We start from the raw sequence: 21,572 nt of genomic DNA on the forward strand, positions 1-21,572 counted from the left end.
GTCAGCTCACTTGCCGGCGGCGGCCAGACGGGCCTGCTCGGCCTTTTCATCCACATGCATGTGATGGATGAAGTAGTAGACGTAGTAGCCCAGCATGCCCAGCATGAACAGGATGCCGGCCGCGCTCATCAGGCCATAGTCGGTCGTGAAGAAGTCGCGCAGTGCGTGCATGTGAATCTCCTCGGGTGGGTTGGTGTCGCCATGAGACACCGAGGCCCCGAGGATCTTTCTGCGCCAGCGCAAATTCCGGGAGCCCGCAGCACGGGCGTTTGATCATGATCAGACGGCAGGCTGCCCCAGCGACAAGCCCAGCCCCTTGGCGGCGGCCAGCAGCGGGTGGTCCAGCGGCACCTGACGGCTCCGCCCGGCCACGCTGGCCAGCGGCACGCTGGTGCAGACATCCCCCTGCAGCACCACCATGCGGTTGAACTGTCCCTGACGGACCAGCTGCGCCGCGTGGTAGCCAAAGCGGGTGGCCAGCACACGGTCGAAGGGCGTGGGCGAGCCCCCCCGCTGCACATGGCCCAGCTGGGTGCTGCGCACCTCGCTGCCCACCAGCGGCTGCAGGGCCTGGGCCAGCCACTGTCCCACCCCGCCAAGGCGCACAGGCTCCGGGCTGTCGGCCAGCCGGGCGCGCACCACCTGCTCCTGGTTCAGGGCGTGGGCCCCTTCGGCAATGCAGATCAGGGTGTCGCCCTCGCGGGCCTCGCGCAGGCGGCAGACCTCGGCCACGGCCTCGACCGAAAACGGCAGCTCGGGCAGCAGGATCACATCGGCGCCACCGGCCATGCCGCCTTCCAGCGCTATCCAGCCGGCGTAGCGGCCCATGGTCTCGGCAATCATCACGCGCCCATGGCTCTTGGCCGTGGTGGCCAGCCGGTCCAGCGACTCCGCCACCACCGCCACCGCGCTGTCGAAGCCGAAGCTGCGGTCGGTGTGCATCAGGTCGTTGTCGATGGTCTTGGGCACGCCCACCACCGGTACGCCCAGGCGGGCGAAGCCCTCGGCAATCACCATGGTGCCGTCGCCGCCGATCACCACCAGGCCATCAATGCCCTCGCGCTGGAGGGTGGCCACCGCCTGGGCCGAGACATCGCCCCCGTTGGCACCGAAATAGTGGAAGGGATCGCAGCGGTTGTGCGTGCCCAGGATGGTGCCGCCCAGCGACAGGATGCCTTCCACGTCGGGGACGCGCAGCGGCCGCATGGCCGGCCGGCACAGGCCCAGAAAGCCCCTTTCGATGCCGGTGACGGTGGCCCCCGCCTCGTTGATCAGAGCCAGGGTGACCGCCCGGATCACCGCGTTGAGTCCGGGGCAGTCACCACCGCCAGTCAGGATACCGATGTGCATTTTTCAACGATACACCGGCACCGTGACGGCACGGCTCAGCTGTTCTCCGGCCCCTGGAAACCGCCCGAGCGGAAGGTCAGCACCAGGGTGTCGCGATGCCCGCCCACCGCCGGGTCCAGCGGCTGGATCGGGGTGGATTCGTGGATCACCCGCTCGTCGTCCAGCAGCAGGGTGCTGAAGGGCTCGCTGAGCGTGAAGCGCTGGCCGGCGGTGCCCTGGGCCTCGAAGACCCGGGTCTCGCCGCCCTTGATGCCCACGCGGCTGATCAGGGTCACGGTGACCAGATCCACGCCATCGCGGTGGGCGCCTTCGGGCGTGGGCCGGCCGATGCCGTCGGTGGTGTCGATGCGGAAGGGGTGGGCTTCGACATACCAGGTCCGTGACCCGCGCAGGGCCGAGGCCCGAGCAGCCATGCCCGCGAGCCAGCGCGACCACAGCGGGTCGGCCACCAGCGAGGGTTCGATCGGCTCGAAGTGGCGCTGGATGCCGCCATGCAGGGCGTTGTAGGACACCGGCTGCCAGTGCGGCCGGTGCGGCACCTGGGTCACCGCCTGGCCTTCGACGATGAAGCAGCTGTGGCGCCGGCGCCGGTAGCGGCCGCCGTCGCGCAGGTAGCCGTCGGCCGGCAGGCGGTCCCAGTAGGCCGGCCAGGCGGCCAGCGCCTCGGGCGGGGCCGACAGCATCTCGCCCAGTCCGTGGGCATTCAGCACCGCGAAGCCCTGGGCGGCCAGGGTCGCGTCCAGACCCGACAGCGGGGTCAACGCAGGAGCAAGCATCATGTGCAGATTGTCGCGCTTCGGGCACTGCGACAGCCGGCAGACATCGGGATCGGACCGGCCCGTGCTACCGTTTCAAGGTGTCGAACAATGCCCTGCCCTCTGGTTCCCGCGAGAAGCCACCCTCTGGCGATCACTCGCCCGTGGACCCTCGCCTGATCAACGATCTGGCGGGGGTGATCACCTGGCAGCTGGACCTGGACACCGGCCTGCTGAGCACCGACCAGCAAGGCTATCACCTGCTGGGCCTGCCCACCCAGACGGACGGCTGGGCCGTGCATGAATTCACCAACCGCGTGCACCCGGACGACCTGCTGGCCCTGCGCGAGGCGAATGCCCTGAGCCTGGCCACCCACGGGCCGGTGGACGTCACCCTGCGGGTGCGGGGGGAGGATGGACACTGGGTCCACCTGCTGACCCGGCGCATCGTGCAAGGCAACGAACAGGGGCGCCCCCGCATCCTCCAGGGCATCGCCTTCAATGTCACCCAGCAGCAGCGCCTGGCCAGCGAACTCAAAACCGCCAGCGACCGGATCGCGCTGGCGGCCCGCGGGGTGGGCATGGGCACCTGGGTGCGAGACATCGCCACCGGCGCCCACCAATGGGACGCCCAGATGTGGGCACTGCGCGGTCGCCCCCCTCGGCCGGAAGCCCCCAACTACGAAGAGATGCTCGCCTGGGTTCATCCCGACGACCGCCTCTGGGCAGAACGCCGCCTGCAGGACAGCGTCACCGCACGCGAAGGCCAGCACGAGTTCCGCGTCGTCTGGCCCGATGGCTCGGTGCACTGGCTGGCCTCGCGCCGGCTGGTGGTGCGCGACGACCAGGGCTTGCCCATCCAGCAGATGGGCGTGAACTGGGACGTCACCGACGCCCACCGCGCCTTGGAAGAGCGCCACGCCCGTGAACTGGCCCAGCGCGAAAGCGAGGCCAAGTCCGAGCTGCTGGCCCGCCTCAGCCACGAACTGCGCACCCCGCTGAACGCCATCCTGGGCTTCACCCAGCTGCTGCTGGCCGACCACGACCGCATGGCCGCGGTGGAGCGGCAGAAGCAGCTGCAGCAGATCGAGCACGCCGGCGTGCACCTGCTGTCGCTCATCAACGATGTGCTGGAGCTGGCGCAACCGCAGCCAGCCTCGGTCAGCCAGGCGCCGCAGACCCCGGTGGACCTGTCCGAGGTGCTGGCATCCGCCCGTCCGATGGTGGAGGCCCAGGCCGCCCAGAAGCAGATCGACTGGCGGGTGGATGTGCCAGCCGGCCTTCTGGCCCGCGGCGACCCGGTGCGCCTGCGGCAGGTGCTGATCAACCTGCTGACCAACGCGATCAAGTACAATCGGGATGGTGGCTGGGTGGCCGTGCGGGCCCACCAGGAAGGTCGGGAGGTGCTGCTGTCGGTCAGCGACAGCGGCATCGGCATGCCGGCCGAGGCGCAGAGCCAGGCCTTCGAGCCCTTCCACCGCCTGCCAGCCAGCGCGGCCGACGTGGATGGCGTGGGCATCGGGCTGGCCATCGTCAAGACCCTGGTGGGACGCATGGGCGGCGAGATCCGGGTGCACAGCCAGCCCGGCCAGGGCAGCACCTTTGAGGTCCGCCTGCCAGCGGTGCAGGACGATGTGCTGCCCGAACCCGCGCCCGCCGCGCCGCCCCCCGCCCAGGCCGAACTGCCTTGCCTGCTCTACATCGAAGACAACCCGGTCAACATGACCATCGTCGCCGAGCTGGTGGCCCGCCAACCGGGGGTGCGCTTCGTGGGCGCCCCTGATGCGCTGAGCGGCCTGCGCCTGGCCCGCGAGCTGCGCCCCCGACTCATCCTGACCGACATGCAGCTGCCCGACCTGCATGGCAGCGAGGTGCTGCAGCGCCTGCGGGCCGATCCGCAGACGCGGGACATCCCCTGCATCGCCCTGTCGGCCAATGCCCTGCCCAGCGACATCGAGGCGGCATTGGCCCAGGGTTTCTCGGCCTATTGGACCAAGCCGCTGGACTTTTCCGCGTTTCGTCAGACACTGGGCGCCCTTTTCGATGCTTCCGGCCGCTGACGGCCCGCCCCATGTCGACTCACCAGCCGCTGTCGCTGCGCACCGCCCTGCTGCTCACCCTGCCACCCCTGCTGTGGGCGGGCAATGCCGTGGTGGGCCGCCTGGCGGTGGGCGCCGTGCCCCCGGTGGCCCTGAACTTCGTGCGCTGGCTGCTGGCCTTCGCCCTGCTGTGGCCGCTGGGCCGGGCAGCCTGGCGTGACCGTGCCGCCCTGCGCGCGCGCTGGCCCTACCTGTCCGGCCTGGGCCTCCTGGGCATGGGCAGCTACAACGCACTGCAGTACCTGGCCCTGCACACCTCCACGCCGCTGAATGTCACGCTGATCGCCGCCAGCTCCCCGGTGTGGATGCTGGGCATCGGCGCGGTGCTCTACGGCGTGCAGCCCCGGCGCCAGGACCTGCTGGGCGCGGCCCTGTCGCTGCTGGGCGTGGCCCTGGTCATCGCCCATGGCGAGCCGGAGCGCCTGCTGACTCTGCGCTTCTCGCCGGGCGATCTGCTGATGCTGCTGGCCATGTTCAGCTGGTGCCTGTACAGCTGGATGCTGGCCCGCCCGCCCGCCTCGATGCGCCCACCGGAAAGGCCGGCCTGGGGCTGGGCCGAGTTCCTGTCGCTGCAGATCGGCTTCGGCCTGGTCTGGTGTGCGGCGGCCACCGGCGTGGAAACCGTGGTGGCCGATGCCCAGTGGCACTGGAGCCCGGCCGTCTTCGCCATCCTGGCCTATGTGGCCATCGGCCCCTCGCTGATCGCCTACTACTGCTGGGGCCAGGGCGTTGCCACGGTGGGGCCGGCCATTGCCGCCTTCTTCATCAACCTCACGCCGCTGTTCGCGGCGTTGATGTCCGCCGCCCTGCTGGGCGAAGCGCCGCACTGGTACCACGCGGCCGCCTTCGGCCTCATCGTCGGCGGCATCGTCATCTCCTCGCGCGAGCGCTGAACGCCGCGCTCAACGCCAGCGGGCCAGCAGCCAGATGCCGCCCATCACCAGGGCGGTGCCCACGAGGAGCAGCGGCGTGAAGGGCTCGCCCAGCAGCACGATGCCCATGCCGATGGTGCTCAGCGGGCCGATCATCCCGATCTGCGCCGTCAGCGGCGCGCCGATGCGCTCGATGGCCATCATCACCATCAGCACCGGCGCCACCGTGCAGGCGGTGGCGTTGAGCAGCGACAGCCACAGCACCGGCGCAGGCACCAGGGCGGCCGACATCGGCTTGAGCAGCAGGAACTGCAGCAGGCAGAAGGCGCAGGCCACGCTGGAGGCCAGCCCGGTCAGGCGCAGCGAGCCCAGCCGGCCCACCACCTCGCCGCTGCCCACCATGTAGAGCGCATAACTGACCGCGCTGCCGAACACCAGCGCGGCCCCCAACACGGCGTGGGTCCCCTGGTCGGCCGCCTCATGGCCAAAGACCAGCATGGTGCCCAGGTAGCTCAGCCCGGCCGCAGCCCATTGCCGGCCCGTGACCCGGCGCTTGAACCACAGCACCGAGATGGCCATCACGATGGTGGGACCGAGGTAGAGGATCAGCCGCTCCAGGCTGGCACTGATGTAGGCCAGGCCCATGAAATCCAGCTGGCTGGCCAGGTAGTAGCCGGAAAAGCCCAGGGCCAGCACCGCCGTGCGGTCGCGGTGGCTCAGCGCGGGCTTGCCGCGCCCGGCCCACCAGGCCAGCAGCAGGAACAGCGGCAGCGCGATCAGCATGCGGTACATGATCAGGGTGACCGCGTCGACGCCGTGCCGGTAGGCCAGCTTGACGATGATGGCCTTGCCCGAGAACGCGATGGCGCCCAGGGCGGCCAGGGCCAGCCCGCGCCAGTCGGCCTGGCGGGCTGTGCCACTGGAGGTGTGCAGTGTCATGGGCGGCATCTTCGCAGCTTCGGTCCCGCGCGGCCGGTCGCCACGCCTCTCCACCCTTCGTGGAATGGCACGCCAGGCTTCACCGTGGGGAACTTGCGGCCCGCAGGCACACTCCACCCATACCCCACCCCGCATCTTCCCCACCAGACCCTGGTCCCCATGAGCAGCAGCCTCCAGATCGGCCCCTTCACCCTGCCCTGGGCCCTCCTGCTGATGGTGCTGGCCGTCCTGGCAGGCAACACCCTGGGGCGCCGGGTCGGCCGGGCGCAGGGCATTGATCCCGAGGCCCAGGCCTTCCGCGTGCTCCTGCTGGCCCTGCTGGCCGCGCGGCTGGCCTTCGTCTGGCCCTACCGCGGGCTGTACCTGGGGGAGCCGTGGCGGCTCATCGACATCCGCGATGGCGGCTGGAACGCCCAGGCCGGGCTGATCGCCGGCTGGATTGCCACGGCCTGGTGGGTGCAACGGCATCCGCCGTTGCGCCGGCCCTTGCTGGCTTCGGTGGGCGCAGCCAGCCTGGTCTGGCTGGTGGGCAGCGGGCTGCTGCTGTGGCAAAGACCGACAGACCCGCAGCTGCCCGCACTCACCCTGAACGATCTGCAGAACCAGCCGGTGGCGTTGGCCCAGTTCCGGGGGCAGCCGACCGTGGTGAACCTGTGGGCCACCTGGTGCCCGCCCTGCCGCCGCGAGATGCCGGTGCTGGCCGCGGCCCAGTCCCGCTACCCCGGCGTGCGCTTCGTCTTCGTGAACCAGGGCGAGTCGGCCGCCACCGTCCAGGCCTACCTGGCCAGCCAGGGCCTGCACCTGGATCAGGTGCTCATCGACCCGCGCTCCGAACTGGGGGCCCGTCTGGGCCAGCGTGCCCTGCCCACCACCCTCTTCCTGGACACGCAGGGCCAGGTGGTGACGCAGCGCATCGGTGAGCTCTCTCCCGCCACGCTGGCCGACAAGCTCGGCGCACTCGGCCCGCCATCGCCCCCATCCACGCCGCCCTCAACACCATCGCCATGACAACACACCGTCTTCCCACCCCTGCTCTGTCCGGGGCGCTCACCCGCCGCGCCCTGCTGGCACTGGCGGCCATCGCCAGTGCCTCACCGGCGTCCGGCCTCGCTGCGACGGCCTCGGCCGATCAGTTGCTGCCCCTGCTCCAGAACAGCAGCTGGATCGCCGATGGCAGCATCGGCGCACGCCGGGTGGTCTATGTCTTCACCGACCCCAACTGTCCCTACTGCAACAAGTTCTGGGCCGATGCGCGGCCCTGGGTGCAGGCCGGCAAGGTGCAGCTGCGGCATGTCATCGTGGGCATCCTGACGCCGGAAAGCCCCGGCAAGGCGGCGGCCCTGCTGGGCGCACCCAATCCGGCGGCGGCGCTGGCGAGCTACGAGGCCGGGCAGGTCGAGGCCACGGCCCGGGCGCTGGCCTCGGGTCACCCCCATCCCCTGTCGAACCAGGGGCTGCGACCCCTGGCCGTGGTGCCCGCGGCACTGGGGGCCCGGCTGGAAGCCAATGCCCGCCTGATGCAGGCCCTGGGACTGCAGGCCACGCCAGCGGTGGTCTGGCGTGACGAAAACGGCGCGCTTCAGGCGCGCACCGGCGTCACGCCGCGCACCCTGAACGAGGCCATGGGCCCGCGCTGACCCGCCCCTGCGGCGCCCGGCGCCGGCTCACTCGCTGTCCCAGCGCGGCGTGCAGCGCAGCACCTCTTCCAGCGAGGTCAATCCCTGCGCCACCTTGGTGAGGCCGGCCACGCGCAAGGGCAGCAGCCCTTCCTCGCCGGCCTGGCGACGCAGCCGGGCCAGGTCCAGCTGGGGGTGCATGGCCTGGCGCACTGGCTCGCTGACCTCCATCAACTCGTAGAGCGCGGCACGGCCGCGGTAGCCGGTGCCGCGGCAGGCCGGGCAGCCCACGGCCTTGTGCACCCGCAACGGGCCGGCCAGGCCCCAGGGCTTGGCGTGCAGGCTCAGGTCCTCGGCCGAGAGGGAGGGATCGGGCTGCTTGCACTGCGGGCACAGGGTGCGGGCCAGGCGCTGGGCCAGCACACCGATGACCGTGGCGGAGATCAGGTAAGGCGGCACGCCCAGGTCCACCAGCCGGGTGATGGCCGAGGGCGCGTCGTTGGTGTGCAGGGTGGAAAACACCAGATGGCCGGTCAGCGCCGCCTGGATGGCCATCTCGGCCGTCTCCAGGTCGCGGATTTCACCGACCATGATGATGTCCGGGTCCTGCCGCATCAGCGCCCGCAGACCTTCGGCAAAGCTCAACTCCACCGAGGGCTGCACCTGGGTCTGGTTAAAGGCCGGCTCGATCATCTCGATCGGGTCCTCCACGGTGCAGACGTTGACCTCCTCGGTGGCCAGCTTCTTGAGCGTGGAATAGAGCGTGGTCGTCTTGCCCGAGCCAGTCGGGCCGGTCACCAGGATGATGCCGTGGGCCTGGCCGATCAGCGCGCGCCAGCGGCGGGCCTCGTCGGGCGAGAAGCCCAGCGCGTCGAAAGGCTTGTCGGCCGTGCCCGGATCGAAGATCCGCATCACCACCTTCTCGCCGAAGGCGGTGGGCAGCGTGGACAGGCGCATCTCCACCTCGCCGCCACCGGCCAGCCCCTCGGGGCGGCGGGTCTTGATACGGCCGTCCTGCGGGCGGCGCTTCTCGATCACGTCCATGCGGCCCAGCAGCTTGATGCGGGCCGTCATCGCCGCCATCACCGGCGCGGGCACGCGGTGCACGGTGTGCAGCACGCCGTCGATGCGAAAGCGGATGGCGCCAGTGTCACGCCGGGGCTCCAGGTGGATGTCGCTGGCGCGCTGCTCGAAGGCGTACTGCCACAGCCAGTCGACGATCTGCACCACGCCCTGGTCGTTGGCGTCCAGGTTGTCGCGCGACTTCAGGTCCACCAGCTGCTCGAAGCTGTTGGCCAGCGCGCTCTCGGCGTTGGTCTTGCGCGCGGCGCGCACGCTCTGGGCCAGCTGGTAGAACTCGGTGGTGTAGCGGGCGATCTCGTCGGGCGGGGCCAGCATCAGCTTGATGCGCCGACGGGTGTGGGCCTCGATCTCGGGCACCCACTCCACCGCGAAGGGCTCGCAGGTGACGATGGTGATCTCGGTGGGCGTGACCAGCACCGGCAGCGCGTGGCGGCTTTCGGCGTAGGCCTGGGACATCACCTCCTGCACCCGGCTGGCCTCCACCCGCAGCGGGTCGATGCGCATGACCGGCAGGCCGAAGCGATCCCCCAGCCACGCGGTCAGGTGCTCGGTGTCCAGGGTCTGGCCGCTGCGCGCGTCCTTCAGGCCCACACCGCCCAGGCGCTGCAGCGGATGCAGGCTGGAGCCGGTCTGGGCAAAGCGGCGCAGCAGGCGGTCGGCCTCGTCAGCCGCCAGGGCCCCGTCGTCGCGCAGCCACTTGAGCAGGTGGCGCATGTCCAGCTTGCCGCGTGGCGCGGTGTGAGGACGTTCGGAAGGCGAAGGGGCGGCAACGGTCATGGCACGGGACGCTCAGCCCAGAACGGCCGGATCCAGCGGGCGCACCATGCGCAGCCACTTGCGTGCCGGCAGGCCGAAGCGCGCTTCGATGTTAGCGGCGCGGGCGGTCAATTCCTCCCGGTCGGGCACCTTTACATGGCGGGCTGCCACGATGACGGTGTTGCCCTCCTTGGTGGGCCGCAGGCTCCAGACCTGGTCCAGCCCGAAGACGCGGGCAATGCGCCCGGCGCTGCGGGTGAAGCTGGCGTCGCGGCCGAACAGGTTCACGGTCATCAGGCCCCCCTCGTCCAGCACATCGCGGCAGTGGGCGTAGAAGTCCTCGTCGTCCAGCACCGGGGCGGCGGCCTCGTGGTCGTAGAGGTCCACGTTGAGCGCCTGCACCGTGTGGCGGTGGGCCGGGTCGGCCACCCAGCGGGCAGCGTCCTCGTTCACCACGCTCAGGCGCTGGTCGTCGTCGGGCAGGCGGAACCACAGCCGGCAGGCGTGGATGACGGTGGGGTTGAGCTCCACCGCGGTGGTCGGCATGCGCAGCACCTTGTGGCAGAACTTGGTAAGCGCGGCCGCGCCCAGCCCCAACTGCACCACCTGGCCTTCGGTCACCTCGTCCTGCGGGCGCCAAAGCAGCCAGGCCATCATGCGCTGGATGTACTCCAGCTCCAGCTGGTAGGGCTTGCTGATGCGCATGGCGCCCTGCACCCAGATGGAATCCAGGTGCAGGTAGCGCACGCCATCGAGCTCGGACATCGTGGCGCCGACCATGTCGTCGGTGCGGCTCTCGCGGTTCTTCTTGGTCGTCATGCGGTGGGCAGCAGGCCGCACTGGGCGAACACCTCGCGCCAGGCGGCGAGCTTGCGCTCGAAGGACCAGCTGGCATTGGCCGGGCTGGTGGAGGGCAAGCGGTACACGGGCAACCCGAACGAGGCGGTGAAACGCCGCGCCCGGGCCGATTCCCCGCCATTGTGGGCGATGCCACGCAGTTGCGGCAGCCGGGCGATCAGGCCAGCGAAGTCGTTGTACTCGGCCTGCTCGATGGCGCTGTCCAGGCTGCCCTCGCGCAGGCAGGCCGCATAGACGTCCCAGATGCCCAGGCCACGCGCTTGCACGGCCGCGACCCGCTCGGCGTAGGGCATGGCTTTCAGGTCCAGGCCGAACAAGGCCGAGAGCAGCGGCCAGAACTGGTTGCGCGGATGGGCGTAGTACTGCTGGGCCTGCAGAGAGGCCACGCTGGGAAAGCTGCCCAACACCAGCAGGCGCGTGCCCCCATCGGCCACCGGCGGGAAACCCGTCAGCATGCCGATCAGCACCCCAACAGCGGCTTGAGCCGCGGCAGGGCCGTGCAGGCGTTGGTGCTGGTGATCAGCGCCGTCTCGGCCAAGGTCCACTCGCGCAGGCCCGCCAGGGTGCGGGCAATGCGCGGCAGTTCGCCGGGCTCGTTGCGGCTGCGGTCACCCGCTGCCCGCTGGGCCGCGGTGCGGTAGAGCCACTGGGGCGGGATGTCCGGCGCATCGGTCTCCAGCACCAGGGCGTGGGCCGGCAGCTCGGCGGCCAGGGCCTGGATGTTGAGCGAACGGTCGAAGGTCATGGCCCCGCCGAAGCCCAGCACGAAACCCCGGCGCACGAAGGCATGGGCCTGCTGCGCGCTGCCATTGAAGGCATGGACGATGCCGGCGATGCCTTCGAAACGACGCAGGCCCTTGAGCAGGGCATCGGCCGAGCGCCGCACATGCAGCAGCACCGGCAGGCCGAAGCGCCGGGCCAGCTTGAGCTGGGCCAGGTAGAAGCGCTCCTGCCGGGCACGGTCCAGGTCCGGCACGAAATGGTCCAGGCCGATCTCGCCCACCGCCACCAGGCGCGGGTCATCCTGGTGCTTCGCCAGCGCGTCCGTCAGCCGGTCCAGGTCATCGTCGGCGGCCCGGTCCACGTACATCGGGTGGATGCCCAGCGCGTAACTCAGGCCATGCTGGTGGGCCAGCGTGCGCACCGCGTCGAAATTGGCGACCTCCACCGCCGGCAGCACCTGCATCGACACCCGGGCTTCGCGGGCACGTGCCAGCACCGCCTCACGGTCGGGGTCGAATTCGGCAGCGTCCAGGTGGCAGTGGGTGTCGATCCACATCGGGCAGGCGTTCAGACGGTCTCGGCCGGCGTCGGCGCGGCCAGCAACTGCCCGGCCTGCATGCGCACCACGCGGTCACAGCGCGCGGCCAGCGCAGCATCGTGCGTCACCAGCACAAAGGCAAGCCCCTTTTCCCGGGTGCGGCCCAGCATCAGGTCGAACACGCGGTCGGCCGTCTCGCGGTCCAGGTTGCCGGTGGGCTCGTCGGCCAGCACGCAGGCCGGATGCGCCACCAGCGCACGCGCCAGGGCCACCCGCTGGCGCTCGCCACCGGAGAGTTCGGACGGCCGGTGCAGCACCCGCTCGCCCAGGCCCACCGCGGCCAGGGCCTCGCGAGCGGCGGCATGGGCGGTGGCCACGCTCTCGCGGCGGATGCGCAGCGGCATGGCCACGTTGTCCAGCGCGCTGAACTCCGGCAGCAGGTGGTGGAACTGGTAGACGAAGCCCAGGTGCCGGTTGCGCCAGACGCCCTGCTCCGTCGCGCTGAGCGTGTCCAGGCGCTTGCCCATCAGCGTCACCGCGCCCTGGCTGGGCGCGTCCAGCCCGCCCAGCAGGTGCAGCAGCGTGCTCTTGCCCGAGCCCGAGGCGCCGACGATGGCCAGGGTCTCGCCTGCGCGCACCTGCAGGTCCACGCCGCGCAGCACGTGCACGTCCAGCGGGCCCTCCACATAGCGCTTGTGCAGGCCGGTGGCTTCCAGGATCAGGTCACTCATAGCGCAGGGCCTCCGCGGGGTTGACCCGGCTGGCGCGCCAGCTGGGGTACAGGGTGGCCAGGAAGGCCAGGGCCAGCGAAATGCAGGCGATGGGCACGATGTCGCCGGCCTGCGGATCGCTGGGCATGCGGCTGATCAGGTAGACGCTGCCGGGCAGAAAGTGCACGCCCAGCAGGTGCTCGATGGCCGGCACGATGACGTCGATGTTGAAGGCCACCAGCAGGCCCAGGCTGACGCCGGCCAGGGTGCCGATCACCCCGGCCGCCGCGCCCTGCACGACGAAGATGCCCATGATGGAGCGCGGGCTGGCGCCCAGGGTGCGCAGGATGGCGATGTCGGCCCGCTTGTCGGTCACCGTCATCACCAGCGTGGACACCAGGTTGAAGGCCGCCACCGCGACGATCAGCGTCAGGATGATGGCCATCATCCGTTTCTCGATCTGCACCGCGTCGTACCAGGCGGCATTGGTGCGGGTCCAGTCGCGCACCAGCACCTGGTTGCCCAGGCGCACGCTGAGGTCGGCGCCCACGCGGCGGGCGTCCTGCACGTCCTTCAAACGCAGCTGCACGCCGGTGGGGCCGCCCACCCGGTACAGCCTTGCGGCATCGTCCAGATTCACCAGGGCCAGCGCGCTGTCGTATTCATAGTGCCCGACGGTGAACACGCCAGCCACGGTGAACTGCTTCAGGCGCGGTGCCACGCCGGCCGGCGTGACCTGGCCGCCAGGGGCGATCAGGGTGACGGGGTCGCCCTCGCGCACGCCCAGCGAGCGGGCCAGTTCGCTGCCCAGCACGATCTTCCATTCGCCAGGCTGCAGCCGGTCCAGCACGCCATCGCGCTTGAGCTGGGCCGCCAGGTCGGTCACCCCGCCCTCGTCGGCCGGCTCCACGCCGCGCACCATCACGCCGCGCATGTCCTCGCCCCGGGCCAGCAGCGACTGCACGGCAATGAACGGCGCCGCGGCCTGCACCTCCGGTTGCTGCTTCGCCTGTTGCGCCAGGGCCTGCCAGTCGGGCAACGCATCGCCCCCCGGCGACAGCAACTCCACATGCGGGATGGCCGACAGCATGCGGTCGCGCACCTCTTTCTGGAAACCGTTCATCACGCTCAGCACGATGATCAGCGCGGCCACGCCCAAGGCGATGCCGATGACCGAGACAAAGGAGATGAAGGAGATGAAGCCGTTGCGCCGGCCCGCGCGGCCGGCGCGGGTGTAGCGCCAGCCGATCTGCCACTCGTAGGGCAGCTGGGTGAGAAAGCTCATGGGCGTGATGCTACCCCGCAGCGGGCATCGGCCCCGCGGGAGGGACAACCGGCATCTGCGGGTCAGTACCCCCCCAATATATCGGTCCGCATCCCCTGTTCAGGGTTGACACACGCTTGTTATAAAACCGCCGCACTCCGGTTCAAATGGATTGAGGCGGGCGCCCCAAAGGATTTCCACCCGGATTTCCTGTATCAAGAAGTTATTGGGGCCCGGGGTTGTCCATTTGACCGGCGGGCACACCACACCGGCCCACGAGGCCGGGCAACCCACCCACACCCAAGAGGAAGCCATGAATTTCAACAAGTATGGGATCGCCGCGGCGGTGACCTTGCTGGCCCTGGGCAGCGCCCAGGCCGCTCAGCGGGCCCAGCTGGACGTGCAGCTCTCGTTCGACAACGCCATCGTCCAGGGCGACAGCGACGTGCCGGTGAACGTGGTCGTCACCAACAACACTGGCACCGTGGTGCCGGTGCTGAAGTGGCAACTGCCCACCGGCAAGCTGCAGGGCCAACTGTTCCGCGTGGTGGGTGATGATGGCCAGCCGGCCACCTACATCGGCCCGATGGTCAAGCGCGCCGAACCCCGCGAACAGGATTACATCCTGCTGCAACCCGGTGCTTCGCTGAGCTACCAGGTCGAACTCACCAGCCAATATGTGCTGGGCAACGGCCATTACACGGTCGAATATGTCGGCGGCGGGGTTTTCCGCCAGGGCGTGGATTTCCGCTCGACGGCCACCAATCTCTGGACCCAGGGCCGCAGCGCATCGGCTGAATCCCTGGTCGCCGAGGAATCCCTGCGCGGCCGCACCGGCACGCAGGGCATCAGCTACACCGGCGGCTGCAGCAGCTCGCGCCAATCCACCCTGGCCAGCGCCGTGTCGGCCGCCACCACCTATTCCAGCAACGCCTACAGCTACCTGAGCGGTTCGGGCAGCGGCACGCAGCGCTACGTCAAGTGGTTCGGCAGCTACACCTCCTCGCGCTGGGCGACCGCCAAATCCCACTACTCGGCCATCAAATCGGCCTTCACCACCCAGAACGTGACGCTGGACTGCTCGTGCACCGACACCGGCACCTATGCCTACGTCTACCCGACCCAGCCGTACAAGATCTACGTCTGCGGCGCCTTCTGGAACGCCCCGATGACCGGCACCGACTCCAAGGGCGGCACCCTGGTGCACGAGATGTCGCACTTCAACGTGGTGGCCAGCACCGACGACTGGGCCTACGGCCAGACCGCGGCGGCCAACCTGGCCAAGTCCAACCCGACCAAGGCGCTGGACAACGCCGACAACCACGAGTACTTCGCCGAGAACAACCCGGCGCTGCCCTGACGTGGGACGCGGCATCGGCTGGCATGTTCTGGGGGCCTGCATGGCACTCGGTGTCCTGACCGGATCGGCGGCAGCGCAGCCCGTGCTGCGCTGCACGCTGTCCGTGCCGGGCCATCTGGCGGCCGGCCAGCCGCTGCCGCTCACCCTGACGCTGCACAACCCCGGCGCGCAGCCGGTGTTCGTGTTGCGTTGGGGCACCCCCTTCGAGGGGCGGTGGATGGGCGCCTCCATCCAGCTCACGCGTGATGGCCAACCCCTGCCCTACCGGGGCCCACTGGCCAAGCGCGGCGACCCCGACGCCAGCCAGTACCTGAGACTGGCCGCTGGCGCCCAGGCCTCGGCCACGCTGGATCTGGCGCTGGTCTTCGACCTGAGCGCCCCGGGCCACTACCGGCTCGGCGGTCCCTGGCACCTGCACGATGTCTTCACCGCCACGCAGGGCCGGCCGCCCCGCCTGCGCGCCACCCACACCGCGCTGGATCTGCCCTGCCCGGCGCTGGACTGGACGCTGGCGCCAGCCGGCCCGGGCTGAACGGCCCCTCAGCGGGCCAGCAGCTTCGGCACCAAGCCCAGAATGCGCTCGAGCAGCAACGCCATTTCCGCCGGGTTCTCCAGGAAGAAGCTGGCCCGGCTCTGTGCAGGCTCGCGCCCGATCTTGATCGTCAGCCAGTGCGGCGCCGCTGCGGCGAACACCGGCTCGTCGTTCAGGTCATCGCCCGCGAACAGCGCCCCACCCGCCCCGCTGCGCGCCACCAGCGCCCGCACCGCATGGGCCTTGTCCGGCGCATCCGCAGGGGCCAGGTTGACCACCAGCTTGCCCCCGAACACGGTCAGCGCCGGCCCCACGCCGGCCAGCGTCTCGTCAATGACCTGGCGGGCCCGTTCGCGGTCGCGGGCCAGGCGGTAATGCAGGGCGATGGACTGCTGCTTGTCCTCCACGCTCACGCCCGCGGCGCGCAGCAGCGGCTCGCGCTGGCGCAGCAGCTCACGGGTGCCCTCCAGTGCCTCGCGCAGGGCCACGGCCACGGCCGGATCGGCCTCGTCTTCAGCCCCGTGGTTGCCCACGATGTAGCTGGGCACGAAGCCCAGGCGCTCGCGCACATCGTCCACCCGCCGCCCCGTGACAATGGCCACGGGCAACCAGCGCATCAACTGGTTCAGCCGGCCAGCCACGGCCAGCGAGACGCGGGCATCGTCCGGCCGGGGCACGATGGGGGCCAGCGTGCCATCGAAGTCGAAGGCCAGCAAAGGCTGGTGCTGCAGCGCGGCCACCAGCGCGGCCTCGCCCTCGGGACTGAACAGATGCCTCATGGTGCGTCGCGTGTGGTGTGCGCCGCCTTGCTGTGCGGCTTGATGCCGTCGGTGCTTTGCTGCAGACGCCGGACCCGGGCCTCCACCCGGGCGCGCAGACGCCAGCGCGCGGCGTCGCTGAGCATGTGGCCGGCCCAGCGGTAGACGTTGAACTCATGCACCGTGCTGCGCAGGCTGGCCATGCGCTCGCGCTGCTCGGCCGAAGGCATGGTGGCCGCCTGGTACAGCGCGTCGGCCGTCTCTTCCACATGGTAGGGGTTCACGATCAGGGCCTCGGTCAGCTCGCGCGCCGCACCGGCAAAGCGGCTGAGCAGCAGCACGCCCTGCTCATCGTCGCGCGCGGCCACGAACTCCTTGCTCACCAGGTTCATGCCGTCGTGCAGGCTGGTCACCACACAGATGTTGGCGGCGCGGAACAGCTCGTTGACCTGCTCGGGCTCGTGGTGCTGGGCCAGCAGGTGCACGGGCTGGTAGCCCGGGCGCCCGAAGCGCTCGTTGATGCGCTGGCTCATGCGCTCGATGCGGTCCTGAAAGCTGCGGTACTCCTCCAGCGAACTGCGCGTGGGCGCGGCCACCTGGACGAAGACGAAACGACCGACCCATTCGGGGTGCTTCTCCAGCAGACGCTCCACCGCGTTCAGGCGCTCCAGGATGCCCTTGGTGTAATCGAAGCGATCCACACCCACGGCCAGGCAGGTGTCTTCGGCCAGGCCCAGGCGGGCAAAGACGCGCTGGCGGCAGTCCACCACTGGGCCCCAGCCGGCCACGGTGGCCGGTGCCGGCCACTCGATGGAGATGGGATAGGCCTCCACCAGCGTCTCCTTGTCCTGGAAGGAGATGGTGGAGTGCTCCTGCTCGATGCGGGCCTCCAGGTAGCGGTCCACCGTCTCCATGAAGTTGCGGCAGTGGAAGCGGGTGTGGAAGCCCAGGATGGTGGAGCCCAGCAGGCCCTGCAGCAACTCCTTGCGCCACGGGCAGATGCCGAAGGACTCCGGGTTGGGCCAGGGGATGTGCCAGAAAGTCAGGATGGTGGCCTGTGGCAGCTTCTCGCGCACCATGGCCGGCAGCAGGGCGAAGTGGTAGTCCTGCACCAGCACCACCGGGTCCTCGCTGCGGGCCTCGGCCACCACCGCGTCGGCAAAGCGCTGGTTGACCGCCTTGTAGGTCTCCCAGTCGTTCTCGCGGAAGATCGGCCGCACATGGGCCACATGGCACAGCGGCCACAGGCCCTCGTTGGCAAAGCCGAAGTAGTAGCCGCGCTCCTCCTCGGCGCTCAGCCAGATGCGGCGCAGGTAGTAGTCGTCGTGGCCCGGTGGCACGGCCACCCGGTCCTGGGCATCCACCACCTCGCGGTCGGCGCTGCCGCTGCCGTGGGCGATCCAGGTGCCCGAGCAGGCCCGCATCACCGGCTCCACCGCCGTGACCAGGCCGCTGGCCGGGCGACGCACCACCACGCCGTTCTCGCCGTGCTCGTGGATGTAAGGCTCGCGGTTGGACACCACGATCACCTGGTCCCCGCTGAGCTGGCTGTGCAGCAGCGCGCGCAGGCGCTCGGCGGTCCATTCACTCTCGGGGCCTTGCAGCCGGCGGTACTCGTCCTCCAGGTCGCGCAGACGCTGCTGCATCTCCTCGGCAAAGGGGGCCAGTTCCGGCGCCGGCACCATGGGGGTGAGCAGGCCCTCGCCGCGCAGGATGGCGCGCACCCCGTTGACCCAGCCGCGCCAGCTCAGCTGGGCCACCACCATGGTGATGACCGCGATGACGAAGCCCAGCACCGCCAGGAAGACGATGAGGTAGCGACGGGTGTCCTGGCTGCGGCGCTCCATGAAGCTCAGGTCGTGCACCAGCACCAGTTCACCCAGCTGCACCGGCTGGGCATCGCTGGGCGCGGCACGCGGTTCGATCAGCGGGCCCACAAAGAGGCTGGAGGCCTGGGCAGCCGACGAAGCGGCCGAAGACGGCGTCTGCGCCACCAGGGGCTGCACCGGCGTGCCAATGACCGGATGGACGCCCAGATGCACCGGCCCCCCCGCCAGGTCCAGCCGGTGCTCGGGCTGGGCTGCCACCGTCTCGGCCTGCTGGCAGCTCAGTTCCCGCGGGAAGCCGCTGGTGCGCACCAGCCAACGCCGATCGGGGCTGCACAGGCCCATGGCGAACAGGCGCTCGTCCTGCGCCACCCGCTCCATCGTCGCCCGCAGGCGCTCGTAGCGGCCCGAGCTGATGGCGTCGGCCGCGTTGTCCGACAGCGTGCCGGCCACCAGTTGGCCGCGGCTGTTGAGATCCCGGGCGAACCAGCGCAGAGTCACCTGGTCGAGCAGCGGCACCGCCAGGTAAGCCGCGGCCACCAGGGTGATCGCCAGCGGAAGAAGGAACCGAAGCTGCAGTCGCAGGGTCTTGAACATGCCGTGGGAGCCTCCTCGATCCACGCCTCATGCGCGGCAAGCTGTAAAAGTGTAAGCATTTATATTTGCTTCAATATAAGAACCCCCATCCGCCCCAAAGTTCCCCACCGCCCTGTTTTGCCTGGAGTCTTCGCCGATGACCGCCCCCGCCGCGACCCGTCCCCCCGCTTCCCTGGACCTGGCCCTGATCGGCAATTGCACCGTCGGCGCCCTGGTGGACAACCGGGCCAACCTGGTCTGGTGCTGCATGCCGCGCTTTGACAGCGCGCCGGTCTTCGACGCCCTGCTGCATTCGGCCGATGGCCTGCCACTGGACGGCGCGATGACCGTGGAACTGGAAGGCCTGACCCGCACCGAGCAGCAGTACGACGACGGCACGGCCGTGCTGCGAACCCGCCTGTGGGACGGCCAGGGCCAGGGCATCGAGGTGGTGGACTTCGCCCCGCGCTTCGTCACCCGCGAGCGGGTGTTTCGGCCGGCGCAGCTGGTGCGGCGGGTGCGCCCGCTGGCGGGCCACCCGCGGGTGCGCTTCTCGGTCAAGCCCCGGGGCGACTGGGGCGCCACGGCCCCCACCCTCACCCGCGGCAGCCACCATCTGCGCTACGTGCTGCCCGACATCACGCTGCGCCTGAACACCAACGTGCCGCTGACCTACCTGCTGGACGGCACCTGGTTTTCGCTGCACGGCCCGGTCAGCCTGCTGCTGGGGCCGGACGAGACGCTGACCGGCGGCATCGAGGAAACCGCCCGCGACTTTGAGGAAGCCACCGGCCTGCACTGGAAGAACTGGACCCACCGCCTGGCCCTGCCGCTGGAATGGCAGGACGCGGTGATCCGCGCGGCCATCACGCTCAAGCTCTGCCAGTACGAGGAAACGGGCGCCATCGTCGCCGCCATGACCACCAGCATCCCCGAATCCGCCCACAGCGGCCGCAACTGGGACTACCGCTACTGCTGGCTGCGCGACGCCTTCTTCGTCGTGCGGGCGCTCAACGGCCTGTCCGAGGTGGGCACGATGGAGAGCTATCTGAACTGGCTCTACAACGTGATCCGCAGCACCCCCGGCGACCACGTGCAGCCGCTCTACGGCATCGGCCTGGAGCGGGCCCTGCCCGAATCCATCGTGCCGCAGGCCGCCGGCTACCGGGGCATGGGCCCGGTGCGGGTGGGCAACCAGGCCTACGAGCACTTCCAGCACGACGTGTACGGCAACATCGTGCTGGGCGCGGCCCAGGCCTTCCATGACCACCGCCTGTTCCGCCGCGGCGACAGCGCCGACTTTGCCGCGCTGGAAGCCATGGGCGAACAGGCCTGGCGCCTGCACGACCAGCCCGACGCCGGCATCTGGGAGCTGCGCACCCGCGCCAGCGTGCACACCTCATCCTCACTGATGTGCTGGGCCGCCTGCGACCGCCTGGCCCGCATCGCCACCTCGCTGGGGCTGCCGGAACGGGCCCACTTCTGGCAATCGCGCGCCAGCCGCATCCATGCGGCCATCCTGGAGCACGCCTGGAGCGACAAACGCCAGGCCTTTGTCGAGAGCTTTGGCGGGCAGGATCTGGACGCCAGCGTGCTGCTGATGGGCGAGGTCGGCTTTCTGCCGCCCAACGACCCGCGCTTCATCCAGACCGTCGAGGCCATGGAGCGCTCGCTGTGCGACGGCCCCTTCATGCGCCGCTACGAGGCGGCCGACGACTTCGGCAAGCCCGAGGTGGCCTTCAACGTCTGCTCCTTCTGGCGGGTGGATGCGCTGGCCCGCATCGGCCGGCGCGAGGAAGCCCGCGAATCCTTCGAGGCCCTGCTGGCCCGGCGCAACCACGTCGGCCTGCTCAGCGAGGACATGCGCGCCACCACCGGCGAGCTGTGGGGCAACTTTCCGCAGACCTATTCCATGGTCGGCATCATCCACGGCGCGGTGCGCCTGTCGGCCCCCTGGGACAGCGTGGTCTGAGCGCCTGCGCCCACCGGGTGGGGGACCGATAATCGCGCCCCATGCAGTTCGTCATCGCCCATGCCAGCGCCCTCTCGCCCGCGGCCACCCAGGCCCTCAGCGGCCTGGCCCTGCCGAACCTGGAACGCCTGCTGGCCCGCCTGTCCCCGGTGGCCCCGGCGGCCGAGGACCTGGGCGACGAGCTGAGCCTGAGCGCCCCGCACGAACGCGCGCTGGCCCAGGCCTGGGGCTGGCCCGTGGCCGATGGCCTGCTGCCGCTGGCCACGCTCAGCGCCCGGGCCGATGGCCTGGCCGCCGAGGGCGAAGGCTGGGGCCTCATCAGCCCCACCCACTGGCACCTGGGCACCGAGCAGGTGTCCCTGGCCAACCCGGCCGAGCTGGACCTGGACGAGCCCACCGCCCGTGCTCTGTTCGACGTGCTGCGCCCCCTGTTCGAGGAGGACGGCTGGCGCCTGCACTGGGGCGCGCCCACCCGCTGGTACGTGCAGCACCCGCAGCTGGCCAGCCTGCCCACCGCGTCGCTGGACCGGGTGATCGGCCGCAATGTGGACTGGTGGCTCAACGACCACCCCGCCGCCAAGCAGATCCGCCGCCTGCAGGCCGAGGTGCAGATGCTGCTCTACACCCACCCGCTCAACGACGAACGCGAGGCCCGCGGCCAGCTGCCCGTCAATTCCTTCTGGCTGAGCGGCACCGGCCCCGCCCTGCCCCCGCCCGCCACCGACACCGTGACCCTGGACGAGCGCCTGCGCGGCCCGGTGCTGGCCGACGACTGGGCCGCCTGGGCCGAGGCCTGGCAGGCGCTGGACGCCACCCGCATCCCCGAACTGCTGGCCCGGCTGGACCAGGGCCAGCCCCTGCGCCTCACCCTGTGCGGCGAGCGCCACGCGCGCCACTGGGCGCCGCAGCCCCAGCCCTGGTGGCGCCGCCTGCTGCCCCGCGCCCGCCCCCACGCCGCCGCCCTGCTGCAAGAACTGTGACCCCT

20 protein-coding genes are annotated in these 21,572 nt (G+C 70.4%); 8 read left to right on the plus strand and 12 right to left on the minus strand.

Going from position 1 to position 21,572, the window contains the following annotated elements:
- Nucleotides 1–6: 6 nt before the first annotated feature.
- The 3 genes from M0L44_RS15385 to M0L44_RS15395 form a co-directional block, all read right to left on the minus strand.
- A complete protein-coding gene (locus M0L44_RS15385; RefSeq protein ID WP_252770686.1) occupies nucleotides 7–171 on the minus strand; it encodes a DUF3149 domain-containing protein in 165 nt (54 codons plus the stop codon).
- 108 nt (nucleotides 172–279) lie between these two features.
- Nucleotides 280–1,350 (minus strand): 6-phosphofructokinase, encoded by a 1,071-nt coding sequence (locus tag M0L44_RS15390; RefSeq protein ID WP_252770687.1) that lies wholly within the window; start codon nucleotides 1,348–1,350, stop codon nucleotides 280–282.
- Nucleotides 1,351–1,385: 35 nt separating this feature from the next.
- Nucleotides 1,386–2,129 (minus strand): 2OG-Fe dioxygenase family protein, encoded by a 744-nt coding sequence (locus M0L44_RS15395; protein WP_252770688.1) that lies wholly within the window; start codon nucleotides 2,127–2,129, stop codon nucleotides 1,386–1,388.
- Nucleotides 2,130–2,269: 140 nt separating this feature from the next.
- Between M0L44_RS15395 and M0L44_RS15400 the strand changes: the two genes are divergently transcribed.
- Together M0L44_RS15400 and M0L44_RS15405 are read left to right on the plus strand one after the other, a co-directional pair.
- Nucleotides 2,270–4,165: a hybrid sensor histidine kinase/response regulator gene (locus M0L44_RS15400; protein ID WP_252770689.1), complete on the plus strand. Its 1,896-nt coding sequence runs from the start codon at nucleotides 2,270–2,272 to the stop codon at nucleotides 4,163–4,165.
- A gap of 11 nt (nucleotides 4,166–4,176) precedes the next feature.
- Nucleotides 4,177–5,097 (plus strand): DMT family transporter, encoded by a 921-nt coding sequence (locus M0L44_RS15405; protein ID WP_252770690.1) that lies wholly within the window; start codon nucleotides 4,177–4,179, stop codon nucleotides 5,095–5,097.
- Nucleotides 5,098–5,106: 9 nt separating this feature from the next.
- Here M0L44_RS15405 and M0L44_RS15410 read toward each other — a convergent pair whose 3' ends face one another.
- Nucleotides 5,107–6,015 carry a DMT family transporter gene (locus tag M0L44_RS15410; protein WP_252770691.1) on the minus strand — a complete coding sequence of 303 codons (909 nt, stop codon included), beginning with the start codon at nucleotides 6,013–6,015 and terminating at the stop codon, nucleotides 5,107–5,109.
- A gap of 159 nt (nucleotides 6,016–6,174) precedes the next feature.
- Between M0L44_RS15410 and M0L44_RS15415 the strand changes: the two genes are divergently transcribed.
- A complete protein-coding gene (locus tag M0L44_RS15415; RefSeq protein ID WP_252770692.1) occupies nucleotides 6,175–7,023 on the plus strand; it encodes a TlpA family protein disulfide reductase in 849 nt (282 codons plus the stop codon).
- Nucleotides 7,020–7,652, plus strand: coding sequence for a thiol:disulfide interchange protein DsbG (gene dsbG, locus M0L44_RS15420; RefSeq protein WP_252770693.1), 633 nt, complete (start codon nucleotides 7,020–7,022; stop codon nucleotides 7,650–7,652). The genes M0L44_RS15415 and dsbG overlap by 4 nt, the downstream gene beginning before the upstream one ends.
- Before the next feature lie 27 nt (nucleotides 7,653–7,679).
- Here the strand turns inward: dsbG and M0L44_RS15425 are convergent, their stop codons facing one another.
- From M0L44_RS15425 to M0L44_RS15450, 6 genes are read right to left on the minus strand one after another with little or no spacing between them, the layout of a single operon-like run.
- Entirely contained in the window at nucleotides 7,680–9,491 is a 1,812-nt protein-coding gene (locus M0L44_RS15425) for a GspE/PulE family protein (protein WP_252770694.1), read from the minus strand.
- Nucleotides 9,492–9,503: 12 nt separating this feature from the next.
- Nucleotides 9,504–10,289, minus strand: a complete 786-nt coding sequence (locus M0L44_RS15430) for a spermine/spermidine synthase domain-containing protein (protein WP_252770695.1) — start codon at nucleotides 10,287–10,289, stop codon at nucleotides 9,504–9,506.
- A complete protein-coding gene (locus tag M0L44_RS15435; protein WP_252770696.1) occupies nucleotides 10,286–10,783 on the minus strand; it encodes a DNA-deoxyinosine glycosylase in 498 nt (165 codons plus the stop codon). The genes M0L44_RS15430 and M0L44_RS15435 overlap by 4 nt, the downstream gene beginning before the upstream one ends.
- A gap of 5 nt (nucleotides 10,784–10,788) precedes the next feature.
- Nucleotides 10,789–11,607, minus strand: coding sequence for a TatD family hydrolase (locus M0L44_RS15440; RefSeq protein WP_252770697.1), 819 nt, complete (start codon nucleotides 11,605–11,607; stop codon nucleotides 10,789–10,791).
- 11 nt (nucleotides 11,608–11,618) lie between these two features.
- Nucleotides 11,619–12,320, minus strand: coding sequence for a lipoprotein-releasing ABC transporter ATP-binding protein LolD (lolD, locus tag M0L44_RS15445; protein WP_252770698.1), 702 nt, complete (start codon nucleotides 12,318–12,320; stop codon nucleotides 11,619–11,621).
- Entirely contained in the window at nucleotides 12,313–13,584 is a 1,272-nt protein-coding gene (locus tag M0L44_RS15450) for a lipoprotein-releasing ABC transporter permease subunit (RefSeq protein ID WP_252770699.1), read from the minus strand. The genes lolD and M0L44_RS15450 overlap by 8 nt, the downstream gene beginning before the upstream one ends.
- 292 nt (nucleotides 13,585–13,876) lie before the next feature.
- On the opposite strand from M0L44_RS15450, the gene M0L44_RS15455 reads away from it, so the two are divergent.
- Complete coding sequence (locus M0L44_RS15455; RefSeq protein WP_252770700.1) at nucleotides 13,877–14,923, plus strand: M35 family metalloendopeptidase; 1,047 nt, start codon at nucleotides 13,877–13,879, stop codon at nucleotides 14,921–14,923.
- A 40-nt stretch (nucleotides 14,924–14,963) separates the two neighbouring features.
- Nucleotides 14,964–15,455, plus strand: a complete 492-nt coding sequence (locus tag M0L44_RS15460) for a hypothetical protein (protein WP_252770701.1) — start codon at nucleotides 14,964–14,966, stop codon at nucleotides 15,453–15,455.
- An 8-nt stretch (nucleotides 15,456–15,463) separates the two neighbouring features.
- Here M0L44_RS15460 and otsB read toward each other — a convergent pair whose 3' ends face one another.
- Both otsB and M0L44_RS15470 read right to left on the minus strand, forming a co-directional pair.
- Nucleotides 15,464–16,234 (minus strand): trehalose-phosphatase, encoded by a 771-nt coding sequence (otsB, locus tag M0L44_RS15465; RefSeq protein ID WP_252770702.1) that lies wholly within the window; start codon nucleotides 16,232–16,234, stop codon nucleotides 15,464–15,466.
- Nucleotides 16,231–18,636: an alpha,alpha-trehalose-phosphate synthase (UDP-forming) gene (locus M0L44_RS15470; protein ID WP_252770703.1), complete on the minus strand. Its 2,406-nt coding sequence runs from the start codon at nucleotides 18,634–18,636 to the stop codon at nucleotides 16,231–16,233. The genes otsB and M0L44_RS15470 overlap by 4 nt, the downstream gene beginning before the upstream one ends.
- 136 nt (nucleotides 18,637–18,772) lie before the next feature.
- Here M0L44_RS15470 and M0L44_RS15475 point away from each other — a divergent pair, with 136 nt between their 5' ends.
- Together M0L44_RS15475 and M0L44_RS15480 are read left to right on the plus strand one after the other, a co-directional pair.
- Nucleotides 18,773–20,587, plus strand: coding sequence for a glycoside hydrolase family 15 protein (locus M0L44_RS15475; RefSeq protein WP_252770704.1), 1,815 nt, complete (start codon nucleotides 18,773–18,775; stop codon nucleotides 20,585–20,587).
- A gap of 41 nt (nucleotides 20,588–20,628) precedes the next feature.
- Nucleotides 20,629–21,567 (plus strand): hypothetical protein, encoded by a 939-nt coding sequence (locus M0L44_RS15480; protein ID WP_252770732.1) that lies wholly within the window; start codon nucleotides 20,629–20,631, stop codon nucleotides 21,565–21,567.
- The last annotated feature ends 5 nt before the right edge of the window (nucleotides 21,568–21,572 follow it).

The organism is Ideonella oryzae, assembly GCF_024055665.1.
GTDB classification, from domain to species: domain Bacteria; phylum Pseudomonadota; class Gammaproteobacteria; order Burkholderiales; family Burkholderiaceae_C; genus Ideonella; species Ideonella oryzae.

Coding starts and splice junctions, on each gene's coding strand:
- M0L44_RS15385 (WP_252770686.1), bottom strand. CDS start 171: ATGCACGCACTGCGCGACTTCTTCACGACCGACTATGGCCTGATGAGC.
- M0L44_RS15390 (WP_252770687.1), bottom strand. CDS start 1,350: ATGCACATCGGTATCCTGACTGGCGGTGGTGACTGCCCCGGACTCAAC.
- M0L44_RS15395 (WP_252770688.1), bottom strand. CDS start 2,129: ATGATGCTTGCTCCTGCGTTGACCCCGCTGTCGGGTCTGGACGCGACC.
- M0L44_RS15405 (WP_252770690.1), top strand. CDS start 4,177: ATGTCGACTCACCAGCCGCTGTCGCTGCGCACCGCCCTGCTGCTCACC.
- M0L44_RS15410 (WP_252770691.1), bottom strand. CDS start 6,015: ATGACACTGCACACCTCCAGTGGCACAGCCCGCCAGGCCGACTGGCGC.
- M0L44_RS15415 (WP_252770692.1), top strand. CDS start 6,175: ATGAGCAGCAGCCTCCAGATCGGCCCCTTCACCCTGCCCTGGGCCCTC.
- dsbG (WP_252770693.1), top strand. CDS start 7,020: ATGACAACACACCGTCTTCCCACCCCTGCTCTGTCCGGGGCGCTCACC.
- M0L44_RS15425 (WP_252770694.1), bottom strand. CDS start 9,491: ATGACCGTTGCCGCCCCTTCGCCTTCCGAACGTCCTCACACCGCGCCA.
- M0L44_RS15430 (WP_252770695.1), bottom strand. CDS start 10,289: ATGACGACCAAGAAGAACCGCGAGAGCCGCACCGACGACATGGTCGGC.
- M0L44_RS15435 (WP_252770696.1), bottom strand. CDS start 10,783: ATGCTGACGGGTTTCCCGCCGGTGGCCGATGGGGGCACGCGCCTGCTG.
- M0L44_RS15440 (WP_252770697.1), bottom strand. CDS start 11,607: ATGTGGATCGACACCCACTGCCACCTGGACGCTGCCGAATTCGACCCC.
- lolD (WP_252770698.1), bottom strand. CDS start 12,320: ATGAGTGACCTGATCCTGGAAGCCACCGGCCTGCACAAGCGCTATGTG.
- M0L44_RS15450 (WP_252770699.1), bottom strand. CDS start 13,584: ATGAGCTTTCTCACCCAGCTGCCCTACGAGTGGCAGATCGGCTGGCGC.
- M0L44_RS15455 (WP_252770700.1), top strand. CDS start 13,877: ATGAATTTCAACAAGTATGGGATCGCCGCGGCGGTGACCTTGCTGGCC.
- M0L44_RS15460 (WP_252770701.1), top strand. CDS start 14,964: ATGGCACTCGGTGTCCTGACCGGATCGGCGGCAGCGCAGCCCGTGCTG.
- otsB (WP_252770702.1), bottom strand. CDS start 16,234: ATGAGGCATCTGTTCAGTCCCGAGGGCGAGGCCGCGCTGGTGGCCGCG.
- M0L44_RS15470 (WP_252770703.1), bottom strand. CDS start 18,636: ATGTTCAAGACCCTGCGACTGCAGCTTCGGTTCCTTCTTCCGCTGGCG.
- M0L44_RS15475 (WP_252770704.1), top strand. CDS start 18,773: ATGACCGCCCCCGCCGCGACCCGTCCCCCCGCTTCCCTGGACCTGGCC.
- M0L44_RS15480 (WP_252770732.1), top strand. CDS start 20,629: ATGCAGTTCGTCATCGCCCATGCCAGCGCCCTCTCGCCCGCGGCCACC.